General features: G+C 71.6%; 21 protein-coding genes. 12 read left to right on the plus strand and 9 right to left on the minus strand.

What is annotated here, in order from left to right:
- Positions 1–135 precede the first annotated feature (135 nt).
- The 3 genes from ACWGIF_RS20280 to ACWGIF_RS20290 all read right to left on the minus strand — a co-directional run bounded on the left by ACWGIF_RS20280 (position 136) and on the right by ACWGIF_RS20290 (position 1,893).
- Complete coding sequence (locus ACWGIF_RS20280; protein WP_030009302.1) at positions 136–711, minus strand: TerD family protein; 576 nt, start codon at positions 709–711, stop codon at positions 136–138.
- 159 nt (positions 712–870) lie between these two features.
- On the minus strand, positions 871–1,329 hold the full coding sequence (locus ACWGIF_RS20285) for a peroxiredoxin (protein WP_030657023.1): 459 nt from the start codon (positions 1,327–1,329) through the stop codon (positions 871–873).
- A 135-nt stretch (positions 1,330–1,464) separates the two neighbouring features.
- Complete coding sequence (locus ACWGIF_RS20290; protein ID WP_326590983.1) at positions 1,465–1,893, minus strand: DUF3052 domain-containing protein; 429 nt, start codon at positions 1,891–1,893, stop codon at positions 1,465–1,467.
- A gap of 469 nt (positions 1,894–2,362) precedes the next feature.
- Between ACWGIF_RS20290 and aceE the strand changes: the two genes are divergently transcribed.
- Entirely contained in the window at positions 2,363–5,095 is a 2,733-nt protein-coding gene (gene aceE, locus ACWGIF_RS20295) for a pyruvate dehydrogenase (acetyl-transferring), homodimeric type (RefSeq protein ID WP_453499203.1), read from the plus strand.
- Positions 5,096–5,188: 93 nt separating this feature from the next.
- Positions 5,189–6,118, plus strand: a complete 930-nt coding sequence (locus ACWGIF_RS20300; RefSeq protein ID WP_453499205.1) for a potassium channel family protein — start codon at positions 5,189–5,191, stop codon at positions 6,116–6,118.
- Here the strand turns inward: ACWGIF_RS20300 and ACWGIF_RS20305 are convergent.
- The gene (locus ACWGIF_RS20305) at positions 6,099–6,494 is read right to left on the minus strand and encodes a peptidase inhibitor family I36 protein (protein WP_453499207.1); all 396 of its coding nucleotides are present in this window, start codon (positions 6,492–6,494) and stop codon (positions 6,099–6,101) included. The two genes, ACWGIF_RS20300 and ACWGIF_RS20305, sit on opposite strands and share 20 nt — an antisense overlap.
- A gap of 404 nt (positions 6,495–6,898) precedes the next feature.
- Between ACWGIF_RS20305 and ACWGIF_RS20310 the strand changes: the two genes are divergently transcribed.
- The 3 genes from ACWGIF_RS20310 (at position 6,899) to ACWGIF_RS20320 (ending at position 9,947) form a co-directional block, all read left to right on the plus strand.
- The gene (locus ACWGIF_RS20310) at positions 6,899–7,564 is read left to right on the plus strand and encodes a TetR/AcrR family transcriptional regulator (protein ID WP_453499209.1); all 666 of its coding nucleotides are present in this window, start codon (positions 6,899–6,901) and stop codon (positions 7,562–7,564) included.
- Between the two features lie 280 nt (positions 7,565–7,844).
- Complete coding sequence (locus ACWGIF_RS20315; RefSeq protein WP_453499266.1) at positions 7,845–8,984, plus strand: alpha/beta hydrolase; 1,140 nt, start codon at positions 7,845–7,847, stop codon at positions 8,982–8,984.
- Positions 8,985–9,059: 75 nt separating this feature from the next.
- Positions 9,060–9,947 (plus strand): DUF4429 domain-containing protein, encoded by an 888-nt coding sequence (locus ACWGIF_RS20320; RefSeq protein ID WP_453499211.1) that lies wholly within the window; start codon positions 9,060–9,062, stop codon positions 9,945–9,947.
- 157 nt (positions 9,948–10,104) lie between these two features.
- On the opposite strand, the gene ACWGIF_RS20325 is transcribed toward ACWGIF_RS20320, so the two are convergent.
- Both ACWGIF_RS20325 and ACWGIF_RS20330 read right to left on the minus strand, forming a co-directional pair.
- Positions 10,105–11,160, minus strand: a complete 1,056-nt coding sequence (locus tag ACWGIF_RS20325) for an aldo/keto reductase (RefSeq protein ID WP_453499213.1) — start codon at positions 11,158–11,160, stop codon at positions 10,105–10,107.
- Positions 11,157–11,555, minus strand: a complete 399-nt coding sequence (locus ACWGIF_RS20330) for a MerR family transcriptional regulator (protein ID WP_453499215.1) — start codon at positions 11,553–11,555, stop codon at positions 11,157–11,159. Before ACWGIF_RS20330 ends, ACWGIF_RS20325 begins: the two co-directional genes overlap by 4 nt.
- Before the next feature lie 79 nt (positions 11,556–11,634).
- On the opposite strand from ACWGIF_RS20330, the gene ACWGIF_RS20335 reads away from it, so the two are divergent.
- Entirely contained in the window at positions 11,635–12,453 is an 819-nt protein-coding gene (locus ACWGIF_RS20335) for a serine hydrolase domain-containing protein (protein ID WP_453499268.1), read from the plus strand.
- On the opposite strand, the gene ACWGIF_RS20340 is transcribed toward ACWGIF_RS20335, so the two are convergent.
- Positions 12,450–13,106 carry a pirin family protein gene (locus ACWGIF_RS20340; RefSeq protein ID WP_453499217.1) on the minus strand — a complete coding sequence of 219 codons (657 nt, stop codon included), beginning with the start codon at positions 13,104–13,106 and terminating at the stop codon, positions 12,450–12,452. The two genes, ACWGIF_RS20335 and ACWGIF_RS20340, sit on opposite strands and share 4 nt — an antisense overlap.
- Positions 13,107–13,198: 92 nt before the next feature.
- Here ACWGIF_RS20340 and ACWGIF_RS20345 point away from each other — a divergent pair, with 92 nt between their 5' ends.
- The 5 genes from ACWGIF_RS20345 to ACWGIF_RS20365 all read left to right on the plus strand — a co-directional run bounded on the left by ACWGIF_RS20345 (position 13,199) and on the right by ACWGIF_RS20365 (position 18,121).
- Positions 13,199–14,416, plus strand: a complete 1,218-nt coding sequence (locus ACWGIF_RS20345; protein ID WP_453499219.1) for a PucR family transcriptional regulator — start codon at positions 13,199–13,201, stop codon at positions 14,414–14,416.
- Between the two features lie 89 nt (positions 14,417–14,505).
- On the plus strand, positions 14,506–15,423 hold the full coding sequence (locus ACWGIF_RS20350; protein WP_453499221.1) for an ACP S-malonyltransferase: 918 nt from the start codon (positions 14,506–14,508) through the stop codon (positions 15,421–15,423).
- Positions 15,424–15,442: 19 nt separating this feature from the next.
- Positions 15,443–16,447 (plus strand): beta-ketoacyl-ACP synthase 3, encoded by a 1,005-nt coding sequence (locus ACWGIF_RS20355; RefSeq protein ID WP_453499223.1) that lies wholly within the window; start codon positions 15,443–15,445, stop codon positions 16,445–16,447.
- A 56-nt stretch (positions 16,448–16,503) separates the two neighbouring features.
- Entirely contained in the window at positions 16,504–16,752 is a 249-nt protein-coding gene (locus ACWGIF_RS20360; RefSeq protein WP_326590969.1) for an acyl carrier protein, read from the plus strand.
- A 79-nt stretch (positions 16,753–16,831) separates the two neighbouring features.
- On the plus strand, positions 16,832–18,121 hold the full coding sequence (locus tag ACWGIF_RS20365; RefSeq protein ID WP_453499225.1) for a beta-ketoacyl-[acyl-carrier-protein] synthase family protein: 1,290 nt from the start codon (positions 16,832–16,834) through the stop codon (positions 18,119–18,121).
- 98 nt (positions 18,122–18,219) lie between these two features.
- Here the strand turns inward: ACWGIF_RS20365 and ACWGIF_RS20370 are convergent, their stop codons facing one another.
- Positions 18,220–18,714, minus strand: a complete 495-nt coding sequence (locus tag ACWGIF_RS20370; RefSeq protein WP_052875531.1) for a DUF3145 domain-containing protein — start codon at positions 18,712–18,714, stop codon at positions 18,220–18,222.
- 249 nt (positions 18,715–18,963) lie between these two features.
- On the opposite strand from ACWGIF_RS20370, the gene ACWGIF_RS20375 reads away from it, so the two are divergent.
- Positions 18,964–19,860: an SGNH/GDSL hydrolase family protein gene (locus ACWGIF_RS20375; RefSeq protein WP_453499227.1), complete on the plus strand. Its 897-nt coding sequence runs from the start codon at positions 18,964–18,966 to the stop codon at positions 19,858–19,860.
- An 87-nt stretch (positions 19,861–19,947) separates the two neighbouring features.
- On the opposite strand, the gene ACWGIF_RS20380 is transcribed toward ACWGIF_RS20375, so the two are convergent.
- Positions 19,948–22,398, minus strand: a complete 2,451-nt coding sequence (locus ACWGIF_RS20380; RefSeq protein ID WP_453499229.1) for a beta-glucosidase — start codon at positions 22,396–22,398, stop codon at positions 19,948–19,950.
- Positions 22,399–22,540: the final 142 nt, after the last annotated feature.

Here is a 22,540-nt window from a genome sequence, read left to right on the forward strand (position 1 = left end):
CGGACGACGGTGTGGCGGTGTGGCGGTGTGGCGGTGTGCCGGCTGCGGCGCGATGTCCGCAGGGTCAAGCGGGTAAAGCCGGTCCGGCGCCGTACACACAGTGCACGGCGCCGGACGGGTGAACTGCTCTCAGGCTCAGACGTTGACGCCGAAGTCCTGCGCGATGCCGCGCAGGCCCGAGGCGTAACCCTGGCCGATGGCGCGGAACTTCCACTCCGCACCGTTGCGGTACAGCTCGCCGAAGACCATGGCGGTCTCGGTCGAGGCGTCCTCGGAGAGGTCGTAGCGGGCGAGCTCGGTGTTGTCGGCCTGGTTCACCACGCGGATGTACGCGTTGCGGACCTGGCCGAAGCTCTGCTGACGGCTCTCGGCCTCGTAGATCGAGACCGGGAAGACGATCTTGGCGACGTCGGCCGGGACGCCGGCCAGGTTGACCTTGATCGCCTCGTCGTCGCCCTCGCCCTCACCGGTGGTGTTGTCACCGGTGTGCTCCACCGAGCCGTCAGGGCTCTTCAGGTTGTTGAAGAAGACGAAGTTCGCGTCGCTGGTGACCTTGCCCTGGTCGCTGGTCAGGATCGCGCTGGCGTCGAGGTCGAAGTCGACACCGGTGGTGGTGCGAGCATCCCAGCCCAGACCGACGATGACCGCCGTCAGGTTAGGCGCGGCCTTGGTCAGCGAGACGTTGCCGCCCTTGCTGAGGCTGACTCCCACGGGTCCTCCATTGGGTTCTGTGTGGGGCGGGGCCCCGTCGTGCGGTTGCTACCGGATCAACGTTCCGATCCTAGTGACGGGTTCCCGCCTGGTAAGCGGTTTTCGCAGGGAACTGCGCGAACGGCGCGGGCGGGTCCTCGCGGGCACGCCCGGAGCCGTTCAGAGGCTGTCGAGCGCCTTGATGTACTCGTTCAGGTCACGGGCGTCGGGCAGTCCGTTGACGACAGTCCAGCGCACCACGCCGTCCTTGTCGATGATGAACGTGCCCCGGACCGCGCATCCCTTGGCCTCGTCGAAGACCCCGTAGGCGCGGGAGGTCTCCCCGTGCGGCCAGAAGTCCGACAGCAGCGGGTACTCCAGGCCCTCCTGCTCCCCGAAGACCCGCAGGGTCGGCACGGAGTCGTTGGAGACGGCCAGGAGCTGCACGTCGTCGTTCTGGAAGCGCGGGAGCTGGTCGCGCAGCTCGCAGAGCTCGCCGGTGCAGACGCCGGTGAAGGCGAACGGGTAGAAGAGCAGCACCACTGCCTTCTCCCCCCGGAAGTCGGAGAGCCGCACGGTGGCACCGTGGTTGTCCTTGAGCTCGAAGTCCGGGGCCTTGTCGCCGACCTCGATGGCCATCTCGCATCCCTTCGTTCCTGCATGACTGCGTTGGGCTGTTCGGGTGAGACCCAGCCTATGGCGGCCGGGCCCGTGAACGCGCACACCCCGCCGACCGGGTCGACGGGGTGTGCGAGATGTCCTGCGGGACGCTGCTCAGCGCTTCTTGGCGGCAGTCTTGGGCGTCACCAGCTTCGTGGCGGCCCACTCCTTGCCGACGGGGGCGCCCTTGGCCAGCGAGAGACCGGCGGTCTCCGCGGCTTCCTGGATGTCGCTGGCCTCGACGTAACCGGGACGGCCCGTCTTGGGGGTCAGCAGCAGGATCAGTGCGCCGTCCTCGATCAGCTCGGTGGCATCGACCAGTGCGTCCGCCAGATCGGCGTCGGGTTCCTCTCGGAACCACAGCAGCACGGCGTCCGCGACGTCGTCGTAGTCCTCGTCGACGAGTTCGCCGACGAGCTCCTCGACGACGTCACGGAATTCCTGATCGACGTCGTCGTCGTAGCCGATCTCCTGGACCACCTGTTCGGACTGGAAACCCAGCCGGGCGGCCAGGCTCTCCGCGTGGTCCGCGGTCGCGCTCACGGGGTGCCTCCTGCTCATGTTCGGTGAATGTCTTCCGGGCGGCGCGCGTACGCGCAGCATTGGGCGTAGTCCACACGGGCGCGGCGGATCGCGCAAGTACCCGGCCGCCGAGACCGTCGAAACGGTGACGATTACGGCCGTCTCGCCGCAACTTTCAGCGTTCCCGTGTGCACCTCTGGTGATTCATCCCACACCATTCCAGCTCGTTCGGCATCATCGGCAACGCTTGACGGCTTTCCTACCTGTTTGAGGGACGAACGGCCTTACGGAGCCGGTGCCCTCCCCGAGCGTAAGGTGGCGGTTTGGCCGGACCCGTCACGGACCCCCGCCCCACCGCACCGGTCCCCTCCTCCGGGTTCCCGCAGTTTCCGGGGATTACCCAGTGGTACAGATGACGATTTCGCCCGAGCGTTAGACCATGGGAGGCGGCGAACCCCAGGCACGACTCCCCCGACAGCGAAGGAACAGCGTGGCTTCCGCATCCGATCGCAACCCGATCATCATTGGCGGCCTGCCGAGTCAGGTCCCGGACTTCGACCCGGAGGAGACGCAGGAGTGGCTCGACTCCCTGGACGCCGCAGTCGACGAACGGGGCCGTGAACGCGCCCGCTACCTGATGCTGCGGCTGATCGAGCGGGCCCGCGAGAAGCGCGTGGCCGTGCCGGAGATGCGCAGCACGGACTACGTCAACACGATCGCCACCAAGGACGAGCCGTTCTTCCCCGGCAACGAGGAGATCGAGCGCAAGGTCCTCAACGCCACCCGGTGGAACGCGGCCGTCATGGTCTCGCGGGCTCAGCGTCCCGGGATCGGCGTCGGCGGCCACATCGCCACGTTCGCCTCCTCCGCCTCCCTCTACGACGTGGGCTTCAACCACTTCTTCCGGGGCAAGGACGAGGGCGACGGCGGCGACCAGATCTTCTTCCAGGGCCACGCCTCCCCCGGCATCTACGCCCGCGCCTACCTCCTGGACCGGCTCACCGAGCAGCAGCTCGACGCGTTCCGGCAGGAGAAGTCGAAGGCCCCGTACGGCCTGTCCAGCTACCCGCACCCCCGGCTGATGCCGGACTTCTGGGAGTTCCCGACCGTCTCGATGGGCCTGGGTCCGCTCGGTGCGATCTACCAGGCGCGGATGAACCGGTACATGGAGGCGCGCGGTATCGCGGACACCTCCAAGTCCCACGTTTGGGCGTACCTCGGCGACGGCGAGATGGACGAGCCGGAGTCGCTCGGCCAGCTGTCCATCGCCGCCCGCGAGGGCCTGGACAATCTGACCTTCGTCGTCAACTGCAACCTCCAGCGCCTCGACGGCCCGGTGCGCGGCAACGGCAAGATCATCCAGGAGCTGGAGTCGCAGTTCCGCGGCGCCGGCTGGAACGTCATCAAGCTGATCTGGGACCGCTCCTGGGACCCGCTGCTGGCCCAGGACCGCGACGGCATCCTGGTCAACAAGATGAACACCACGCCCGACGGGCAGTTCCAGACGTACGCCACCGAATCGGGTGCGTACATCCGGGAGCACTTCTTCGGCGGGGACCACCGGCTGCGCGCGATGGTCGAGAACATGACCGACCAGCAGATCCAGCACCTGGGACGCGGCGGTCACGACCACAAGAAGGTGTACGCGGCGTACGCGGCGGCCAAGGCCCACAAGGGCCAGCCGACGGTGATCCTGGCGCAGACGGTCAAGGGCTGGACGCTCGGCCCGAACTTCGAGGGCCGCAACGCGACGCACCAGATGAAGAAGCTGACGGTCGACGACCTCAAGCGCTTCCGCGACCGCCTGCACATCCCGATCACGGACGCGCAGCTGGAGAGCGGCGCCCCGCCGTACTACCACCCGGGCCCGGACTCGCCGGAGATCCAGTACATGCACGACCAGCGCAGCGCGCTGGGCGGGTACGTGCCGACCCGCGTGGTGCGCGCGAAGCCGCTGCAGCTGCCGGGCGAGAGCGCGTACGCGGGTGCCAGGAAGGGCTCGGGACAGCAGTCGATCGCCACCACGATGGCCTTCGTCCGCATCCTGAAGGACCTGATGCGGGACAAGGAGATCGGCAAGCGCTTCGTACTGATCGCGCCCGACGAGTACCGCACCTTCGGCATGGACGCGTTCTTCCCGAGCGCCAAGATCTACAACCCGCTGGGCCAGCAGTACGAGGCGGTCGACCGCGACCTGCTCCTGGCGTACAAGGAGTCGCCGACCGGCCAGATGCTGCACGACGGCATCTCGGAGGCGGGCTGCACGGCGTCGCTGATCGCCGCGGGTTCGGCGTACGCGACGCACGGCGAGCCGCTGATCCCGGTCTACGTCTTCTACTCGATGTTCGGTTTCCAGCGCACGGGTGACCAGTTCTGGCAGATGGCCGACCAGCTCGCGCGCGGTTTCGTCCTCGGCGCGACCGCCGGGCGGACCACCCTCACGGGTGAGGGTCTGCAGCACGCCGACGGTCACTCCCAGCTGCTGGCCTCGACGAACCCCGGGTGCGTGGCGTACGACCCGGCCTACGGGTACGAGATCGCGCACATCGTCCAGGACGGGCTGCGGCGCATGTACGGGCCCGACGCGGAGGACGTCTTCTACTACCTGACCGTCTACAACGAGCCGATCCAGCACCCGGCCGAGCCGGCGGACGTCGACGTGGACGGCATCCTCAAGGGCATCCACCGGGTGTCCCGGGGCGGCTCGGGCGCCATCGGGGCGCAGCTCCTGGCCTCGGGCGTGGCGGTGCCGTGGGCGCTGGAGGCGCAGCGGATCCTGGCCGACGAGTGGAACGTCCGGGCGGACGTCTGGTCGGCGACCTCCTGGAACGAGCTGCGGCGCGAGGCCGTGGAGGTGGAGGAGCACAACCTGCTCCACCCGGAGGAGGAGCAGCGCGTTCCGTACGTGACGCGGAAGCTGTCGGGCGGGGAGGGGCCGTTCGTGGCGGTCTCGGACTGGATGCGGGCGGTTCCGGACCAGATCTCGCGGTGGGTGCCCGGCGCGTACACCTCGCTGGGCGCGGACGGCTTCGGCTTCGCGGACACGCGCGGGGCGGCCCGGCGCTTCTTCCACATCGACGCGCAGTCGGTGGTCCTGGCGACGCTCACCGAGCTCGCCAAGGAGGGGAAGATCGACCGCTCGGTGCTGAAGCAGGCGATCGACCGGTACCAGCTGCTGGACGTGGCGTCGGCGGACCCGGGCCCGGCGGGCGGCGACGCGTAGCACCTCCCCGGAGCCGTGAAATGTGAAGCATGAGGTGACCCCCGGCAGGGCCGGGGGTCACCTGCGTTTTATCCGTTCCTTACGATGCTGCGCATGAAGGAACCCTCCCGCCAGCTGCTGTGGGAGCGGCGGAGCCAGACCCCGCTGCTCCTCCTCGCCGTGGCCTTCGCCGTGGCGTACGCCGTGCCCATCGTCGCCCCCGACGCGAGTGAGGCCGTGCACCGGGCCTGCACCCGCGTGGAGTGGCTGGTGTGGGGGGTCTTCGCCGTCGACTACCTGGTCCGGCTGGGCCTCACGACGGACCGCAGGCACTTCGTACGGACCCACTGGCTGGACCTGGCCGCTGTGGTGCTGCCCCTCGTGCAGCCGCTGCGGCTGCTACGGCTGGTCGCCACGTTGATGCTGGTGGGCCGGCGGGCCCGGATGGCCCCGCAGATCCAGTTGACGACGTACGTGGCCGGGGCCGTCGTCGGACTGCTGATGTTCGGCTCGCTGGCGGTCCTCAGCGTGGAGCGGGACGCCCCGGACGGGAACATCAAGAACCTGGGCGACGCCGTGTGGTGGTCGTTCACCACGATGACGACGGTCGGGTACGGCGACCACTCGCCCACCACCGGCCTCGGCCGGGTTCTCGCGGTCGGTCTGATGCTGTCCGGGATCGCGCTGCTCGGTGTGGTGACCGCCAACATCGCCGCCTGGTTCATCTCCCGCTTCGAACGCGACGACCAGGCGGAGCGGCTCCAGCTCGCGGCCATCCGGGAACTCCAGGCGGAGGTACGGGCGCTGCGCGGCGAGGTCGCCCGGCTGGGCGGCGCGCCGGCCGCAGTCCCGGCCGCAGTCCCGGCCGCAGACGCGGGCGCCCGCATCCCCGGAGTCCCGGCCGCCATGCCCGCAGTCCCGGCCGAAGTCCCCGCAGTCCCGGCCGTAGTCCCCGCAGTCCCGACCGTAGTCCCCGCAGTCCCGACCGCGGCCGACCGGCCGAACGCCCCGGAGCCGCGGGACGCTACCTCTCCCACACCTTGAACGCCCGCACCTGGTAGGGCGACTGGGGCAGCCAGACCCCGTCGCCCGGATAGGTCTGGAACTCACCGGTCTCCGCGCACTCCGCCGACTGGTAGGTGGTCACCGGGCGGCCGGTGCGGTTGGTGAGGGACTGGGCGCTGGTCCCGGCGGGCAGCGCCGTGCAGCTGTTGATGTCGAGGGTGCTCAGCTCGTGGGTCTGCCGGGCGCCCTTGAAGTCCGGTTTCGCCCACAGGCACAGCTGCCCGGTCGCGCAGGCCCCGAGGGCCGGCGGGCCCGCGGCCTGAGCCGTGGTGGCCGTACTCGGGATGAGAGCGGTGAGGGCCAGGACGGTCGCGGCCAGGGTGGTGGTGACGCGCGTGGTTCCACACGTACGCATGACGGGTCAACTCCTTGTGGACGGCGGGCCTCCGGACCGTTTCCGGGGCTCCGCACACACCACGCTGACCTGCGGCGACGGGTCGGCGGAAGGGGCCGCGGCCGGGTCCACCCTGATAGGCGACGGCTCCGCGGGAACCGTCCGGCGGGGCTGTCGTGCGCACGGAGTTGACCCCTCCGGGAGGCCGGACACAGGGCCCTGGCCCGCCCCGGCACGGGTCCGGGCGCGGACCGGAGGGGTCCGGCGCGCACCGGGGCCGACCCGAACGTGTCACGGGTGACCGGTCGCCCGTGACACGCCGAGGGCGGCGACACGCCCCTCGCAAACGGCTCAACGGGACGGTCCGCGCCCCTGCGGTCACGGGTACTCTGACCGCCCACTCGGCGTCAGAAGGGAGACCCGTGGTGAGGACCGACGAGCGGGCGGCGCCGGCCGCGCCCGTGGCCGGACTGCGCGAACGCAAGAAGAGGCGCACCCGGGACGCACTGCTGCGCGCCGCCCTGCGGCTCTTCATCTCACAGGGGTACGAGCGGACCACCGTCGACGAGATCACCGACGCCGTGGACGTGTCCCAGCGCACCTTCTTCCGCTACTTCGCCAACAAGGAGGAGGTCGTCTTCGCCGTCCAGGACCTGGTCGAGTCGCACTTCGTCGCCGAGCTGCGCGGCCGGCCGGCCGCCGAGGGGCCGCTCGGAGCCTTGCGGGGGGCCGTGCTCGCCGCCTGGGACACCGTCGAGGAGGCCCTCTCCGAGGTGGTCACCGTCGATCTCTACATGCGCAGCTACCGGTTGATCGAGTCCACGCCGGCCCTGCTCGCCGTGCACCTGCGGCGCTCCGCCGAGCTGGAGGAACGGATCTCCCGGCTGATCGCCGCCCGGGAGGGCCTGGACGTGGACGCGGATCCGCGGCCGCGGGTGGCCGTCGCCGCGTTCTGCGGCGTGATGCGGGTCACGGGGCGCCTCTGGGGGCAGGGCGAGGACACCAGCGTGGAGGCGATCCGGCGGCTGACGGAGGCGTACCTCGACCGGATCGGCCCGGCGCTGGCCGCGAGCTGGCGCGGGGTCACGTAGCCGACGCGCGCGCACCGTAGCCGACGCGCGCACCACGGCCGGAGCACTCACCGATGCGTGCACCGCAGCACGATCGTCGCCGCCGATCCGACGCCTCGTCAGGTGGGGCGGGGGTCCCACGGTCGGCCGTGAGCCCTGTCACCCGCCGCGCCACGGCCGGAATCGGTCTCCTACGCTGGTCTCAGTGAATCTGCCCGGCTTTGCCCACCCCCCCGCCCCCGGCGCCGACCCGCGCCCTGCCGCCCTGCGCGCCCTGCTCGCGCTGGCGGTGGTCTTCGTCATGCTGGCTACCACCGGCTGGACGGCCGTGCACCGGCCCGAAGGGGGAACCCCGCTGCGGGCGACCGCGCTCGCCTCCTGGTCCAAGGCCCGGATCGACGGCCGCCCGGTGCCGCCCGCGGACGCTCCCGTACGGACGGTGGCACGCTTCTTCGCCGGCCTCGACGGCGCCCAGCGGGCCCGGCTCGCCGACGGCTACCCCCTCGTCGTCGGCAACCTCGACGGGGCTCCCGCCGCCATCCGCTACCGCGCCAACCTGCGTGGTCTGCAGCAGGCACGCATGGTCGAGGAGGCCCGCAGCCGCGATGTCGCCCTGACCCCGGCCGACCGGGAGGCGGCCGGCCGCCGCTCCCATCGCCTGGCCTCGCTCTCCGAGCCCGGCCGGCGGATCCTCGCCTTCGACCCGACCGGCGGCGGCCGCGTGGCCGAGGTCTTCGGCGACCTCGAGCATGCCGAACGGATCTCGGTGATCGTCCCCGGCGTCGACACCGACCTGATCACCTTCGAGCGCACCCAGCGCCGCCTGACCTCCCCCGTCGGCATGGCCGAGTCCCTGTACGGGGCCCAGCGAGCGGCCGACCCGGAGCGCCGGACGGCGGTCATCGCCTGGGCCGGATACACCGCGCCCGTGGGGGTCGGCATGGACGCCGCCACCGGCCGTATGGCCTTCGACGGCGCCGCCCGGCTGAAATCCCTGGCGGCCGCCCTGCCCGGGGACGCGAGCGTGGCGCTGTTCTGCCACAGCTACGGATCGGTGGTGTGCGGGGTCGCCGCGCGCGAGCTGCCGGAGCGGGTGACGGACGTGGTGGTGGCGGGCAGCCCCGGCATGCGCGCGGAGAACGTCGAAGGGCTGCACACCTCGGCGCGGGTCTGGGCGACGCGCGACGAGGGCGACTGGATCGCGGACGTACCGCATCTGGAGGTCGGCGGGCTGGGCCACGGTGCCGATCCGGTGTCCCCCGCATTCGGCGCGCGGCTGCTGTCCTCGGCCAGGGCCCGGAGTCACACCGGCTATTTCGCGCCAGGAACCGACTCAGTGGACAACTTCGCCAAAATCGGAACCGGTGGGTTCTCTTCCGTTGTGTGCGCGACCGGCGACGACGCCTGCCGGCGTGGAATTTCCGGGACAGAGCAGGACTGACGCGCGTAGAGGTACGGAAAACGGGCCCTGCACCGAGGGGGACGTCCGGGGGCCGCTCCCTTTACGATGTGCCGCATGGGTGACGTACTGGCCGGAAATCATGCCGTCTGGGAGTTCGACTCGGACTCGGTGCTCATCCGCTTCGCACGGGGGATAAGAACGCCGAGGACGCCGAGACTCCTGCACGCCCTGGGCCCGCGCCGGATCCCCCTCGAAGCGGTGTCCACGGTGACCGTGACCGCGGGGAAGCGGGACACGGTGGTGCTGCGCGCCGCCCCGCGGCCGGGCGCGGATCCGCTGATGGAGGCCGCCGCGGGGCAGCTGAAGGAGAGCGCCGACCCGTACCGGCTGGTGCTGCCGGGCGAGCGGGCGCCGCACGCCGCCGCGTTCGCCGAGGCCCTGCGCTCCCGGCTCGGGCCGGACGCCTCCGAGCCGGCCGAACGGTTCCTGGTCGACGTGCCGCAGCCGTCGGCCCAGCTGAAGGCGTACGACGCCCGGGTGGACTTCGACGGCTCGGCGATCACCTTCCACTGGTCGCGCACCGGCGCCACCGGCACCAAGTGGAAGGCGGGCGACCAGCGCTTCCCGCTGGCCGCCGTCACCGGCGTCGAGTGGAACTCCCCGGAGAGCCCCGGCGGCCACCTGCGGCTGCTGCTGCGGGAGCCCCGGCAGACCCCGGCGGACCCGCGCCCGGACCACGACCTCGCGGCGGCCGTCTTCGGCACGGGCTACGGGGCGGTGCACGAGTCGCTCCCCTTCGCCGCGGCCGTCCTCGCCGCCGTGCGCGGCCGTGCGCAGGTCACCGCACAGGTCACCGCCCCGGTCGCCGCGGGCTCCGTCCCGGCGCCGGCGCGCACCGGAAGCGACCGCTTGCGGCACCTGGGCGAACTGCACAGCGCGGGGCTCCTCACGGACGCGGAGTACGCGGCGCTGCTGGACCGCTTCCGGGCGGAGACCCGCTAGGGCGCGTCTTTCGGACCTTGCCGGGCCCACGCTGCCCGGCACGATCCGAAAGCCCGCCCCAGGCCCGTCAACACGCCTGACCGGGAAGCGGGTTTGCACCTGTCCCCTGCCTGGCCGGCTGGTGAAAGGTGCCGCAACGGCACCCCCGAGGTGCGGGTTACGCCTCCCGGGCCTCCGAGGTGAAGGTCATGTCCGGGTAGCGGTCCCCCACCACCCGGGCGGCGATCGGCTCCAGCAGGGCCAGCTGCGCCGGCGAGAGGGTGATCCGGGCGGCCGCGGTGTTCTCGCGCAGGCGGGCAGGCCTGCGGGTGCCCGGGATCGGGACCACCGTCAGCCCGTGCACCTGCGCCCGCTGCTGCACCCAGGCCAGCGCGATCTGTGCCGGGGTCGCGCCCAGCTCCTGCGCGACCTCCCGGACCGGGGCCAGCAGCGCCGCGTTGACCTTGGCGTTGTCGCCGGTGAACCGGGGCTGGTGGCGGCGGAAGTCGTCCTGCGACAGCTCCGCGGACGCGTCCGTGAAGGACCCGGTCAAGAATCCCCGGCCGAGCGGGGAGTAGGGCACGAGGGCCACGCCCAGCTCCGCCGCCGCGCCCACCGCGCTGCGCTCCACGTTCCGGCTGAACAGCGACCACTCCGACTGCAGGGCCGCGATCGGGTGCACGGCGTACGCCTCGCGCAGCTCCGCGCCGGTGACCTCGCTGAGCCCCAGGTGGCGCACCTTCCCCTCCTGCACCAGCTCCGCCATGGCGCCCACCGACTCGGCGAGCGGCACGGCCGGGTCGCGCCGGTGCATGTAGTAGAGGTCGATGACGTCCACGCCGAGGCGGCGCAGGCTGCCCTCGACAGCCCGGCGCAGGTAGGCGCGGTCGTTGCGGACGCCCCGGTAGTGGGGGTCGTCGTTGCGCTCTATGGCGAACTTCGTCGCCAGGGTGATCTCGTCGCGGTGGGCGGCCACGAACGGAGCGAGGAACTCCTCGTTCCGCCCCCGCCCGTAGACGTCCGCGGTGTCGAAGAGGGTGACCCCTGCGGCCAGCGCCGCGTCCAGGGTCTGGCGGGCGGTCGCCTCGTCGGTGTCCCCGTAGAACTCGCTCATGCCCATGCAGCCGAGGCCCTGGACGCCGACCGGCGGGCCGCCCTTGCCCAGTTCGGCCCGTCCGAGGGCCTGGGTGGTGTGGATGGGGTCGTTGGTGTGGGTGGTGTCGTGCTCCGTCATCGGTGTGCCTTCCCCGCGACCGTCTTCATCGCATACAGGTCGATCTTGTAGTCCAGTACGCCGAGTGCGTCCCTCAGCTCGTGGAGCCGCGCCCGCACGTCGCGGCGCGTCCGTTCCAGCAGCTCGCGGCGCTCCTCGACGGTGTGCTCGCCCTCGCGGACCAGTTCGGCGTAGCGGACCATGTCCGCCACCGACATCCCGGTGGTGCGCAGCTTGCCCACGAAGGCCAGCCAGTCGAGGTCCTTGTCGGTGAAGCGCCGCTGCCCCGAGTGGGAACGGTCCACGTGCGGCATCAGACCGATCCGCTCGTACCAGCGCAGGGTGTGCTGGGTCAGACCGGTCCGGGCCTCGACCTCGCTGATCGTGTACCGCGTCTGCGTCAGGCTCTGGCTCATGGGCCCCACGCTAAAACCCTTGAGTGCACTCCAAGCAAGTAGGCTCGGCCGCATGGACAGCATGGAACCCGGCAACGGCATGGAAAGCCTGCGGATCATCGAGACCTGGCCGGCGCCGACCGCCGCGGCGGCCGTCGTACGCGCCGACGGGAGCCTGGTCGGCTCCCACGGGCCGGTGGACCACCGCTTCGCGCTGGCCTCGGTCACCAAGCCGCTCGCCGCGTACGCCGCCCTCGTCGCGTACGAGGAGGGGGCGATCGAGCTGGACGAGCCGGCCGGCCCCGAGGGGTCGACGGTCCGTCACCTGCTCGCGCACACCAGCGGCCTGGCCTTCGACGAGCACCGCGTGTCGGCCCCGCCCGGAGAGCGCCGGCTGTACTCGAACGCCGGTTTCGAGGTGCTCGGCGATCACATCGCCAAGGCCACCGGCATCCCCTTCGCGGATTACGTGCACCAGGCCGTGTTCGAGCCGCTGGGCATGACGTCGACCACCCTGGACGGCTCGCCCGCCAAGGACGGCGTGTCCACCGTCTCCGACCTCCTGCGGTTCGCCGCCGAACTGCAGGCGCCCCGGCTGCTCGACGTCCGCACGGTCGCCGCGGCCACCTCCGTGGTCCACCCCGGGCTCAAGGGCGTCCTGCCGGGGTACGGGCACCAGTCCCCCAACGACTGGGGGCTCGGCGTGGAGATCCGCGACGGCAAGTCCCCGCACTGGACGGGCGCCACGTCCTCGCCCCGCACCTTCGGCCACTTCGGCCAGGCCGGCACCTTCCTGTGGGTGGACCCGGACGCGGGCGCCGCGTGCGTGGCACTGACGGACCGCGCCTTCGGCCCGTGGGCCGTCGCGGCCTGGCCCCCCTTCACGGACGCGGTGCTGGCCGAGCTGGCCTCGCGCTAAGAGGAGAATTCCCAGATCAGCAGTTCCCCCGGGGACCCGGCGGTGATCTTCAGGTCCCGCTCGGCGGTGATCCGCACCGAGTCCCCGGGGCCCAGCTCCACCCCGTCCAGGCGCAGGTCCCCGCGTACCACGTGCAGGTGGACCCGCTCCGCCGCCGGCAGTGCGATCCGCTCGCCCGCGCCGGGCCGCCGCACGTGCAGCACGGCGCCCGCCGCCGGAACTTCGTAGGGTGTGGCGTCGGAGAGGCCCCGGACCACCTCGTACGAGGGCTCGCCGCCCGCGGCGAGGGGCGCGAGCCACATCTGCACGAAGCGCAGCCGCCCCTCGCCGTCGTTGCGCTCCACGTGCCGCGCGCCGGATCCGGCGCTGAGCCGCTGGACGTCCCCGGCCCGGAGGAGGGTCTTCTCGCCGGTGCCGTCCTGGTGGGTGAGCTCGCCTTCGACCACCCAGGTCACGATCTCGGTGTGGCTGTGCGGGTGCTCGTCGAAGCCGGCGCCGGGGGCGAGAGTCTCCTCGTTGCAGGCGAGGACGGGGCCGAAGCGCAGATTGTCCGGGTCGTAGAAGGACCCGAAGGAGAAGGCGTGCCGGGTCGTGATCCCGGCGGCCGGGTCCCCGCCCTCGTACCGGTCGGCGCCGCGGCGTACATCAATCATGGGGGCCACGGTAGCCCCGGCGATGCGGCCGGGCGCGGCGCGGACACGGGACCGGACTCCGCACAGCCTTCCCGATAAGGCAGTCTTGTCCCGTGCCCCAACCCGAACGTGAGCATTCGCCCGCCACCCATCCCGCGCATCCCGCTCCCGCCCATCCGCACACCGCGACGCTGCGCCGACTGGAGAAGTCCTCCGGGCGGCTCGCCGCCAACGCGATCGCGCGCATGGACGAGACCCTGCCGTGGTACCGGGCGATGCCACCCGAGAACCGGTCGTGGATCGGCCTGGTCGCCCAGGCCGGCATCGCTGCGTTCACGGAGTGGTTCCGGCACCCGGAGACTCCGCAGGCGATCTCCACCGACGTCTTCGGTACGGCTCCGCGCGAGCTGACCCGGGCGATCACCCTGCGCCAGACCGTCGAGATGGTCCGCACGACGATCGAGGTCATGGAGACCGCGATCGAGGAGGTGGCGGCGCCGGGTGACGAGTCGATCCTGCGCGAGGCGCTGCTGGTGTACGCCCGGGAGATCGCCTTCGCGACCGCCCAGGTGTACGCGCAGGCCGCCGAGGCGCGCGGCGCGTGGGACGCCCGCCTGGAGTCCCTGGTCGTCAACGCGGTGCTGTCCGGTGAGGCCGACGAGGGCGCGCTGTCCCGGGCGGCGGCGCTGGGCTGGAACTCTCCGGAGCACGTGTGCGTGGTGCTCGGCACCGCTCCGGAGGGGGACAGCGAGCTGACGGTCGAGGCGATCCGGCGTGCGGCCCGCCACCACAAGCTCCAGGTCCTCACCGGTGTGCTCGGGGACCGTCTGGTCGTCATCGCGGGCGGCAGCGACAACCCGATGCAGGTCGCCAAGTCCCTGATCGGCCCGTTCGCGGCCGGTCCGGTGGTGGCCGGCCCGGTGGTGTCCGACCTGCTGAACGCGACGAAGTCCGCGCAGGCCGCGGCGGCGGGCCTGAAGGCCTGCACGGCGTGGCAGGATGCTCCGCGGCCGGTCCTGGCGGACGATCTCCTCCCGGAACGCGCGATCGCCTCCGATCCCGCCGCCAGGGAACAACTGGTGGAGGAGATCTACAGACCGCTCGAGGAGGCGGGGTCGGCGCTGCTGGAAACGCTCAGCGTCTACCTGGAGCAGGCGAGCAGCCTCGAAGGGGCAGCTCGGATGCTGTTCGTGCACCCCAACACGGTGCGCTACCGGCTCCGACGTGTGACCGACGTCACCGGATGGTCGCCTTCCGATGTCCGTTCGGCGTTCACGCTGCGGATCGCCCTGATTCTGGGGCGTCTGGCCGACGGCGATCCTCAGTCCTAGACTTTTGTCGGACATCAACAATTACCCCGACGGTTCTTCGTCCCTGTCCCCACGGGCGGCAGGGACCATCCACAAGAGAGAGTGTGAGGGTGCTCGTACTCGTCGCTCCCGGCCAAGGCGCTCAGACGCCCGGCTTCCTGACTCCCTGGCTCGACCTTCCCGGTGCCGCCGACCGCGTCGCCGCCTGGTCGGACGCCATCGGGCTGGACCTTGCCCACTACGGCACGAACGCTGACGCCGACGAGATCCGCGACACGGCCGTGGCCCAGCCCCTGCTGGTCGCCGCGGGTCTGCTGTCCGCCTCGGCACTGGGTTCCCCCTCTGCCTTCGGCGCCGTCGCGGGCCACAGCGTCGGTGAGATCACCGCCGCCGCCTATGCCGGCGTCCTGTCCGAGGCCGACGCGCTGTCGTTCGTCCGGACCCGCGGTCTGGGCATGGCCGAGGCCGCCGCCGTCACCGAGACCGGCATGGCCGCGGTCCTCGGCGGCGAGCGCGACGTCGTCGTCGCGCACTTGGAGAAGCTGGGCCTGACCCCGGCCAACATCAACGGCGCGGGCCAGATCGTGGCCGCCGGCACCATGGAGCAGATCGCCGCTCTGGAGGCCGAGAAGCCCGAAGGCTCCATGAAGGTCGTCGCCCTCAAGGTCGCGGGCGCCTTCCACACGCACCACATGGCCCCCGCGGTCGCGACGCTGGCGAAGGCGGCCGAGGCCCTCTCCCCGGCGGACCCGGCGCTGAAGTACGTCTCGAACAAGGACGGCCTTGTCGTCACCACGGGCGCCGACGTCGTCGCCCGCCTGGTCGGCCAGGTCGCGAACCCGGTCCGCTGGGACCTGTGCATGGAGACGTTCGCCGAGCTGGGCGTCACGGGGATGATCGAGCTCTGCCCCGGCGGCACCCTGACGGGTCTGGCCAAGCGCGCGCTCAAGGGCGTACCGAGCGTGGCTCTGAAGACCCCGGACGATCTCGACAAGGCCGCGGCGCTCATCGCCGAACTGACGGCCTGAGAGAAGGAGCCCACACAGCATGTCCAAGATCAAGCCGGCCAAGGGCTCCCCGTACGCCCGCATCCTCGGCGTCGGCGGCTACCGGCCGACCCGCGTGGTGCCCAACGAGGTCATCCTCGAGACCATCGACTCGTCCGACGAGTGGATCCGCTCCCGTTCCGGCATCGCGACCCGCCACTGGGCCTCGCCCCAGGAGACGGTCGCCGCGATGTCGGTTGAGGCCTCCGGGAAGGCGCTGGCGGACGCCGGTGTCGCCCCGGAGCAGATCGGTGCCGTGATCGTCTCGACGGTCTCGCACTTCAAGCAGACGCCGGCCGTCGCGACCGAGATCGCGCACCGGATCGGCGCGGTCAAGCCCGCGGCCTTCGACATCTCCGCGGGCTGCGCCGGTTTCGGCTACGGTCTGACCCTTGCCAAGGGCATGGTCGTGGAGGGTTCGGCGCAGTACGTCCTCGTCATCGGCGTGGAGCGGCTCTCGGACCTGACGGACCTGGAGGACCGCGCGACGGCCTTCCTGTTCGGCGACGGCGCCGGCGCCGTGGTCGTCGGCCCCTCGGACGAGCCGGCCATCGGCCCCACGGTGTGGGGTTCGGAGGGCGACAAGTCCGACACGATCAAGCAGACCGTGCCGTGGGACGAGTACCTCGGCAGGGACGGCGGCGAGAAGTTCCCGGCCATCACCCAGGAGGGCCAGGCGGTCTTCCGCTGGGCCGTCTTCGAGATGGCCAAGGTGGCCCAGCAGGCGCTCGACGCCGCCGGGATCACCGCGGACGACCTGGACGTCTTCATTCCGCACCAGGCAAACATGCGGATCATCGACTCGATGGTGAAGACTCTGAAGCTGCCGGAGCACGTCACGGTCGCCCGGGACGTGGAGACCACCGGCAACACCTCGGCCGCCTCGATCCCGCTCGCTATGGAGCGGCTCCTGGCGACCGGAGCGGCGAAGAGCGGCGACACCGCGCTCGTCATCGGCTTCGGGGCGGGACTCGTCTACGCCGCGACGGTCGTTACCCTCCCCTAGGGCCCGGATCCACATCCCGGTCTGCTTTACCCCGTTACCCAGAGAAGGAGCGCCACATGGCCGCCACGCAGGAAGAGATCGTCGAGGGTCTCGCGGAGATCGTCAACGAGATCGCCGGTATCCCGACCGAGGACGTCCAGATCGAGAAGTCGTTCACCGACGACCTCGACGTCGACTCCCTGTCCATGGTCGAGGTCGTCGTCGCCGCCGAAGAGCGCTTCGACGTCAAGATCCCGGACGAGGACGTCAAGAACCTCAAGACGGTCGGCGACGCCGCGGACTACATCCTCAAGCACCAGGCCTGAGCCTGACGAGCGTTTGTCGCCACCTGGCGGTGGCGCCGTGACAATTCAGCACCCCCTGAGACGTGGAGAAAGAATTCCTGTGAGCCCGACCAATCGCACCGTGGTCGTCACCGGTATCGGCGCAACCACTCCGCTGGGTGGCGACAGCGCTTCGACCTGGGAAGGTCTGCTTGCCGGCCGTTCCGGCGTAAAGCCCCTCGAGGGTGAGCGCTTCGCCGAACTCCCGGTACGCATCGCCGCCCCGGTCGCCGTGGACCCCAGCGAGGTCCTGGCCCGGCCGCTGGCCCGCAAGCTGGACCGCTCGGCGCAGTTCGCCGTCATCGCGGCCCGTGAGGCGTGGGCCGACGCCGGCTACACCGCCCCGGCCGGCACGGTGACATCAGCCGCCGACGCGGCGGGCGCGTCCATCGCACCCGAGCGCCTGGGCACCGTGATCGCCTCCGGCATCGGCGGTGTCACCACTCTGCTCGACCAGTACGACGTACTGAAGGAAAAGGGTGTGCGCCGGGTCTCCCCGCACACCGTCCCCATGCTCATGCCGAACGGCCCGTCGGCCAACGTCGGCCTGGAGGTCAACGCCCAGGCGGGCGTGCACACTCCGGTGAGCGCCTGCGCGTCCGGCGCCGAGGCCATCGGCTACGCCGTCGAGATGATCCGTACCGGCCGCGCCGACGTGGTCGTCGCGGGCGGCACCGAGGCGGCGATCCACCCGCTGCCGATCGCCGCGTTCGCCAACATGATGGCGATGTCCAAGAACAACGAGAACCCCGAGCAGGCGTCGCGCCCGTACGACAAGGGCCGTGACGGCTTCGTCCTGGGCGAGGGCGCGGGCGTCGTCATCCTGGAGTCCGCCGAGCACGCCGCCGCGCGCGGAGCCCGGGTCTACTGCGAGGTGCTGGGCCAGGGCCTGTCCGCGGACAGCCACCACATCGCGCAGCCGGAGCCGACCGGTCGCGGTGTCGCTGCCGCGGTGCAGAACCTGCTCGACAACACGGGTCTCGACCCGGCCGAGCTGGTCCACCTGAACGCGCACGCCACGTCCACCCCGCAGGGTGACACGGCCGAGCTGAAGGCTCTGCGCAAGGTGCTGGGCGACGACCTCGACCACATCGCGATCTCCGCGACCAAGTCGATGACCGGTCACCTGCTGGGCGGCGCGGGCGGTATCGAGACCGTCGCGACCGTGCTGGCGCTCTACCACCGGCTGGCCCCGCCGACGATCAACGTCGACGAGCTCGACGAGGACATCGACGCGGACATCGTGCGCGGCGAGCCTCGCAAGCTGCCGGCCGACGGCCCGATCTCCGCGATCAACAACTCCTTCGGCTTCGGCGGACACAACGTCACCCTGGCGTTCCGTAGCGTCTAGCGCGGTTGCTCGACCGACGGTCACGGTGTGCGTCGTCCGTACACCGCAGAAGGCCCACCCGGGTGATGCCGGGTGGGCCTTCTGCGTGGGGCCTGGACTCAGACGACCTGGTGGAGCCAGCGCACGGGGGCGCCCTCGCCCGCGTAGCGGAAGGGCTCCAGTTCGTCGTCCCAGGGCTTGCCGAGCAGTTTGGCGATCTCCGCCTCCAGGTCGGTCTCGCCGCGTGCGGACCGGGCGAGGGCGGCGCGCAGCCGGTCCTCCGGGATCAGGATGTCGCCGTGCATGCCGGTGACGGCGTGGAAGATGCCGAGCTCCGGGGTGGAGCTGTAGCGCTCGCCCTCGGCGTTCGGACAGGGCTCCGCGGTCACCTCGAAGCGCAGCAGGTGCCAGCCGCGCAGCGCGGAGGCGAGTTTCGAGGCGGTGCCCGCTTCGGCCTGCCAGGAGAACTCGGCTCTCCAGGTGCCCGGGGAGGCGGGCTGCCTGATCCAGTCGAGGTTCACCCTCACCCCGAGCACGCCCGCAACAGCCCATTCCACGTGCGGGCAGAGCGCGCGCGGTGCGGAATGCACGTACAGAACTCCACGTGTCGTCACCGGGACCTCCAGTGGTGGACGAGGTCGGGAATAAACTCCAGAAAACGGACAGTATGTGACGTGATGTAATGTAACGGAAATTATTTGACATTGCGCTACGGGACCTGCGGCCGAAACGCCACGGGAAAAAGCTACCGTGCGCCAGGGGTCATGGTGTGACGTACGGTCGCTCCGAAGCCCGTCATCACACAGCTTTCACTCACCAGGACCCCCCGAACGACGCGGGGGCCACAAGGAGGCGTCCTTCCCATGCGCACCACCGCTCCGCGCCGCCGCGCACGCCGTACTCTCGCGGGCGCGGGCACGGCGGTGGTGCTGCTGGCCGGGGCCGTGGGCGGGTGCAGCGCGGGCGGGTCGGGCGACCGGGGCGATCGCGGGGCGCAGGCCGCGCCGCGGTGGAACACGGCGCCCGCCTCGATCGCTGCCGTGGGCGACTCCATCACACGCGGTTTCGACGCCTGTTCGGTGCTGGCCGACTGCCCCGAGGCCTCCTGGGCCACCGGGAACGACCCCTCGGTCCGCTCGCTGGCCATCCGGCTGCTCGGGGTCGCCGAGGCGCCGACCCGCAGCTGGAACTACGCGGTGACCGGCTCGCGGATGGCGGACCTGCCGGGTCAGCTCGCCTCGGCCGCCGCACACAAGCCCGACCTGGTCACGGTGATGGTGGGCTCGAACGACGCCTGCCGGCCCACGGCTTCGACGATGACGCCGGTGGCGGAGTTCCGGGCCGGATTCGAGAAGGCCCTCGCGGATCTGCGGGCCGCCTCCCCCGCCTCCCAGGTGTACGTCTCCAGCGTGCCGGACCTTCAACGGCTGTGGGAGCAGGGCAAGGACAGCCCGATGATCCGGCAGATCTGGAAGCTGGGCATCTGTCAGTCGATGCTGGCGGATCCGCTGTCGGCGACCACGGGTGCCACGGCCCGGCGCGAGCAGGTGCGGGCGCGGGTGGTCGAGTACAACGAGGTGCTGCGCCAGGTCTGCGCGAAGGACGCGCTGTGCCGCTACGACGGCGGCGCGGTGTTCCAGTACCCCTTCGCGGCGGAGCAGTTGAGTCGCTGGGACTGGTTCCATCCGGGCAAGGACGGTCAGGCGCGGCTGGCGGAACTGGCGCACCGCCAGGTGACGGCGGCCGAGCCGCTGCGTTGACGCTCGTGTGCGCGAAGGTCCGGAGGCGGGTGTCAGGGCCCGCCCCCGGACCGGCTTTTCAGGGGTGATTTCCGGCCATACGGTGTGTCACGCCACGTCGAGCGTCGCCGTCAGCCGGGTGTCCCCGTGCGCGTGGCTCGCGCGGACCTCGTAGGCGCCGCCGATCCGCCGCCAGCCGCGGGCCTCCTCGTCCCAGATCTCGAAGGCCCGGGCGGGCAGGGCGATCTCGGCCTCGACGGTCTCGCCGGGGCCCGCCGCGACGCCCGCGAAGCCGGCGAGCCAGCTCGCCGGCCGCTCCACGCCGTCGGCCACGGGCGCCAGATAGACCTGGACGACCTCGCGGCCGGGCCGGGTGCCGGTGTTGGTGACGCGGACCCGGACCGTGTCGGCGGTCGCCTCCAGGGACTCGTACGCCCAGTCGGTGTAGCCGAGGCCGTGCCCGAAGGGGTAGGCGGGGGCGACGGCGTGCTTCTCGTACGCCCGGTAGCCGATGAAGAGCCCCTCGCGGTACTCCAGTCGCCCGTCGGTGGGGACGACCTCGGTGACGGGCGCGTCCTCGTACCGGGCGGGCCACGTGGTGGGCAGCCGCCCGCCCGGCTCCACGTCGCCGAAGAGTACGTCGGCCAGCGCGGCCCCGCCCTCCTGCCCGGGGAACCAGGTCAGGAGCACGGCGGCGACGTCCTCTCGCCACGGGAGCTCCACCGGCGAACCGGCGTTGACGACGACCACGGTGTTCGGGTTGACGGCGGCGACGGCGCGCACCAGGTCGTCCTGGCGCCCCGGGAGCCTGAGATCGCGCCGGTCGAAGCCCTCGGACTCCACGCGCTCGGTGGTGGCGACGACCACGACGGCGGTGTCGGCGGCGCGGGCGGCCGCCACGGCCTCGGCGATCAGCTCGTCGGCGTCGCGCTGCGGACCGAGGTGGAGCAGCGAGAACATGATCGCCTTGAGCGGCAGCGCGGTCACGTCGGGGACCTGGTAGGTCAGTGACACCTCGACGGGCTCACCCTCGGCGAGGGTGACGCGGGCGCGCTCGCAGGGGGCGCCGAAGAAGGCCTCGAAGGGATCGGCCTCGTCGCCCATCTCCTGGACGCCGCTCCAGAGGGTCCGGCCGCCGACGGAGAGGGTGAAGGCGCCGAGTCCGCGGGTCCCGAAGGCGTGCTCCCCGCTCTCGCGCGGCAGGAACGTCCCTGTGACCTCGATGCTCGCCATGGCCTCGTACGTGACACCCGCGGGCAGGTCGTCGCCGATCCACTGGACCTGGCCGGACGGCAGACTGCCCTCGCCGAGGACCGCCCCGGAGGCGTCGCGGCAGACGGCGCGGAGCGCGAAGCCCTTGTCGGCGGGGGTGGGTTCGTCGGAGGGGTCGGCGCCGACGGCGTAGGTCAGGGCCCCGTCCGGGAGGGCCGCGGTGAGGCCGTCGAGCGGGGAGACCACCCGCTCGGGGAAGACGGTGGCGCTGCCGCCGCCGAGGACGCGGGCGTCGCGGGCGGCGGCCCCGATGAGGGCGACGGTACCGCCGGCCGTCGCGTCGAGCGGCAGCACTGCCTGGTTCCTGACCAGGACGAAGCCGCGGGCGGCGAGTTCGCGGGCCAGTGCCTGGCCGTCGATCGGGGCCGGGGCGGCCTCGACGACGGCGGGGGCGCCCTCCAGGAGGCCGACGCGGGCGGCGAGGCGCAGGACGTTGCGGACGGCCTCGTCGACGGCGGACTCGGGGACCTCCCCGGCACGGACGGCTTCGGCGAGGGCGAGTCCGTAGACGGTGGTGGGGCCGGGCATGGCCACGTCGAGGCCGCCCTCGATGTCGCCGGTGGTGGAGCGGGCGGCCATCCAGTCGGAGACGTTGAAGCCGTCGAAGCCCCATTCGCCGCGCAGTACCTCGTTCACCAGGTACCGGTGCTCGGTCATGGTCGTGCCGTTCACCTGGTTGTACGCGGTCATGATGCCCCAGGGGTGGGCGTTGGCGACGATGGCCTCGAAGGGCGCCAGGTAGAGCTCGCGCAGCGGGCGCGGGGCGATGACGCCGTCGACGGTGAACCGGTCGGTCTCGGCGTCGTTGCCGACGAAGTGCTTGACGGTGGTGCCGACCCCGCCCTCCTGGACGCCGGTCACGTAGCCGCTGCCGATGGCGCCGGTGAGGTGGGGGTCCTCGGAGTAGCACTCGAAGTGGCGGCCGCCGAGCGGGGAGCGGTGCAGGTTGACGGTGGGTGCGAGGAGGACGTGGACGCCCTTGCGGCGGGCCTCCTGGGCGAGGAGCCGGCCGGCGTGCCGGGCGAGTTCGGGATCCCAGGCCGCGGCGAGCGCGGTCGGGGAGGGCAGGGCGATGGACGGGTCGTCGGCGGTCCAGCGCACGCCGCGGACTCCGATGGGGCCGTCCGACATGACCAGGGACTGCAGCCCGATGCCGGGGACGGCCGGCAGGGACCACATGTCGTGGCCGGCCAGCAGGCGGGCCTTCGTGTCGAGGTCCAGTTTCCCCAGCGCCGCCTCCACGGCGTCGTTGCGTATCTGATCGCGGACCTGATCGGCATCGGTCACGGCCGTGCCTCCTCGTTGAGTGCGGGTGCGAGTGCGGGTGCGGTGCGGTGCGGTGCGGTGACCCTCATCGTGGACCTGTTGCCTGTTGAACGGTAGGGTTTGTGATCTGTTCGTGACCTTTGGATGCCGTACGGTCCTGCTG

This window comes from Streptomyces sp. NPDC054849 (assembly GCF_053610945.1).

Bases quoted from the DNA above. Each gene is read 5' to 3' on its own strand.
- ACWGIF_RS20285 (WP_030657023.1), bottom strand. From the start codon at position 1,329: ATGGCCATCGAGGTCGGCGACAAGGCCCCGGACTTCGAGCTCAAGGAC.
- ACWGIF_RS20300 (WP_453499205.1), top strand. From the start codon at position 5,189: ATGAAGGAACCCTCCCGCCAGCTGCTGTGGGAGCGGCGGAGCCAGACC.
- ACWGIF_RS20305 (WP_453499207.1), bottom strand. From the start codon at position 6,494: ATGCGTACGTGTGGAACCACGCGCGTCACCACCACCCTGGCCGCGACC.
- ACWGIF_RS20315 (WP_453499266.1), top strand. From the start codon at position 7,845: ATGCTGGCTACCACCGGCTGGACGGCCGTGCACCGGCCCGAAGGGGGA.
- ACWGIF_RS20320 (WP_453499211.1), top strand. From the start codon at position 9,060: ATGGGTGACGTACTGGCCGGAAATCATGCCGTCTGGGAGTTCGACTCG.
- ACWGIF_RS20325 (WP_453499213.1), bottom strand. From the start codon at position 11,160: ATGACGGAGCACGACACCACCCACACCAACGACCCCATCCACACCACC.
- ACWGIF_RS20330 (WP_453499215.1), bottom strand. From the start codon at position 11,555: ATGAGCCAGAGCCTGACGCAGACGCGGTACACGATCAGCGAGGTCGAG.
- ACWGIF_RS20335 (WP_453499268.1), top strand. From the start codon at position 11,635: ATGGAAAGCCTGCGGATCATCGAGACCTGGCCGGCGCCGACCGCCGCG.
- ACWGIF_RS20340 (WP_453499217.1), bottom strand. From the start codon at position 13,106: ATGATTGATGTACGCCGCGGCGCCGACCGGTACGAGGGCGGGGACCCG.
- ACWGIF_RS20355 (WP_453499223.1), top strand. From the start codon at position 15,443: ATGTCCAAGATCAAGCCGGCCAAGGGCTCCCCGTACGCCCGCATCCTC.
- ACWGIF_RS20360 (WP_326590969.1), top strand. From the start codon at position 16,504: ATGGCCGCCACGCAGGAAGAGATCGTCGAGGGTCTCGCGGAGATCGTC.
- ACWGIF_RS20375 (WP_453499227.1), top strand. From the start codon at position 18,964: ATGCGCACCACCGCTCCGCGCCGCCGCGCACGCCGTACTCTCGCGGGC.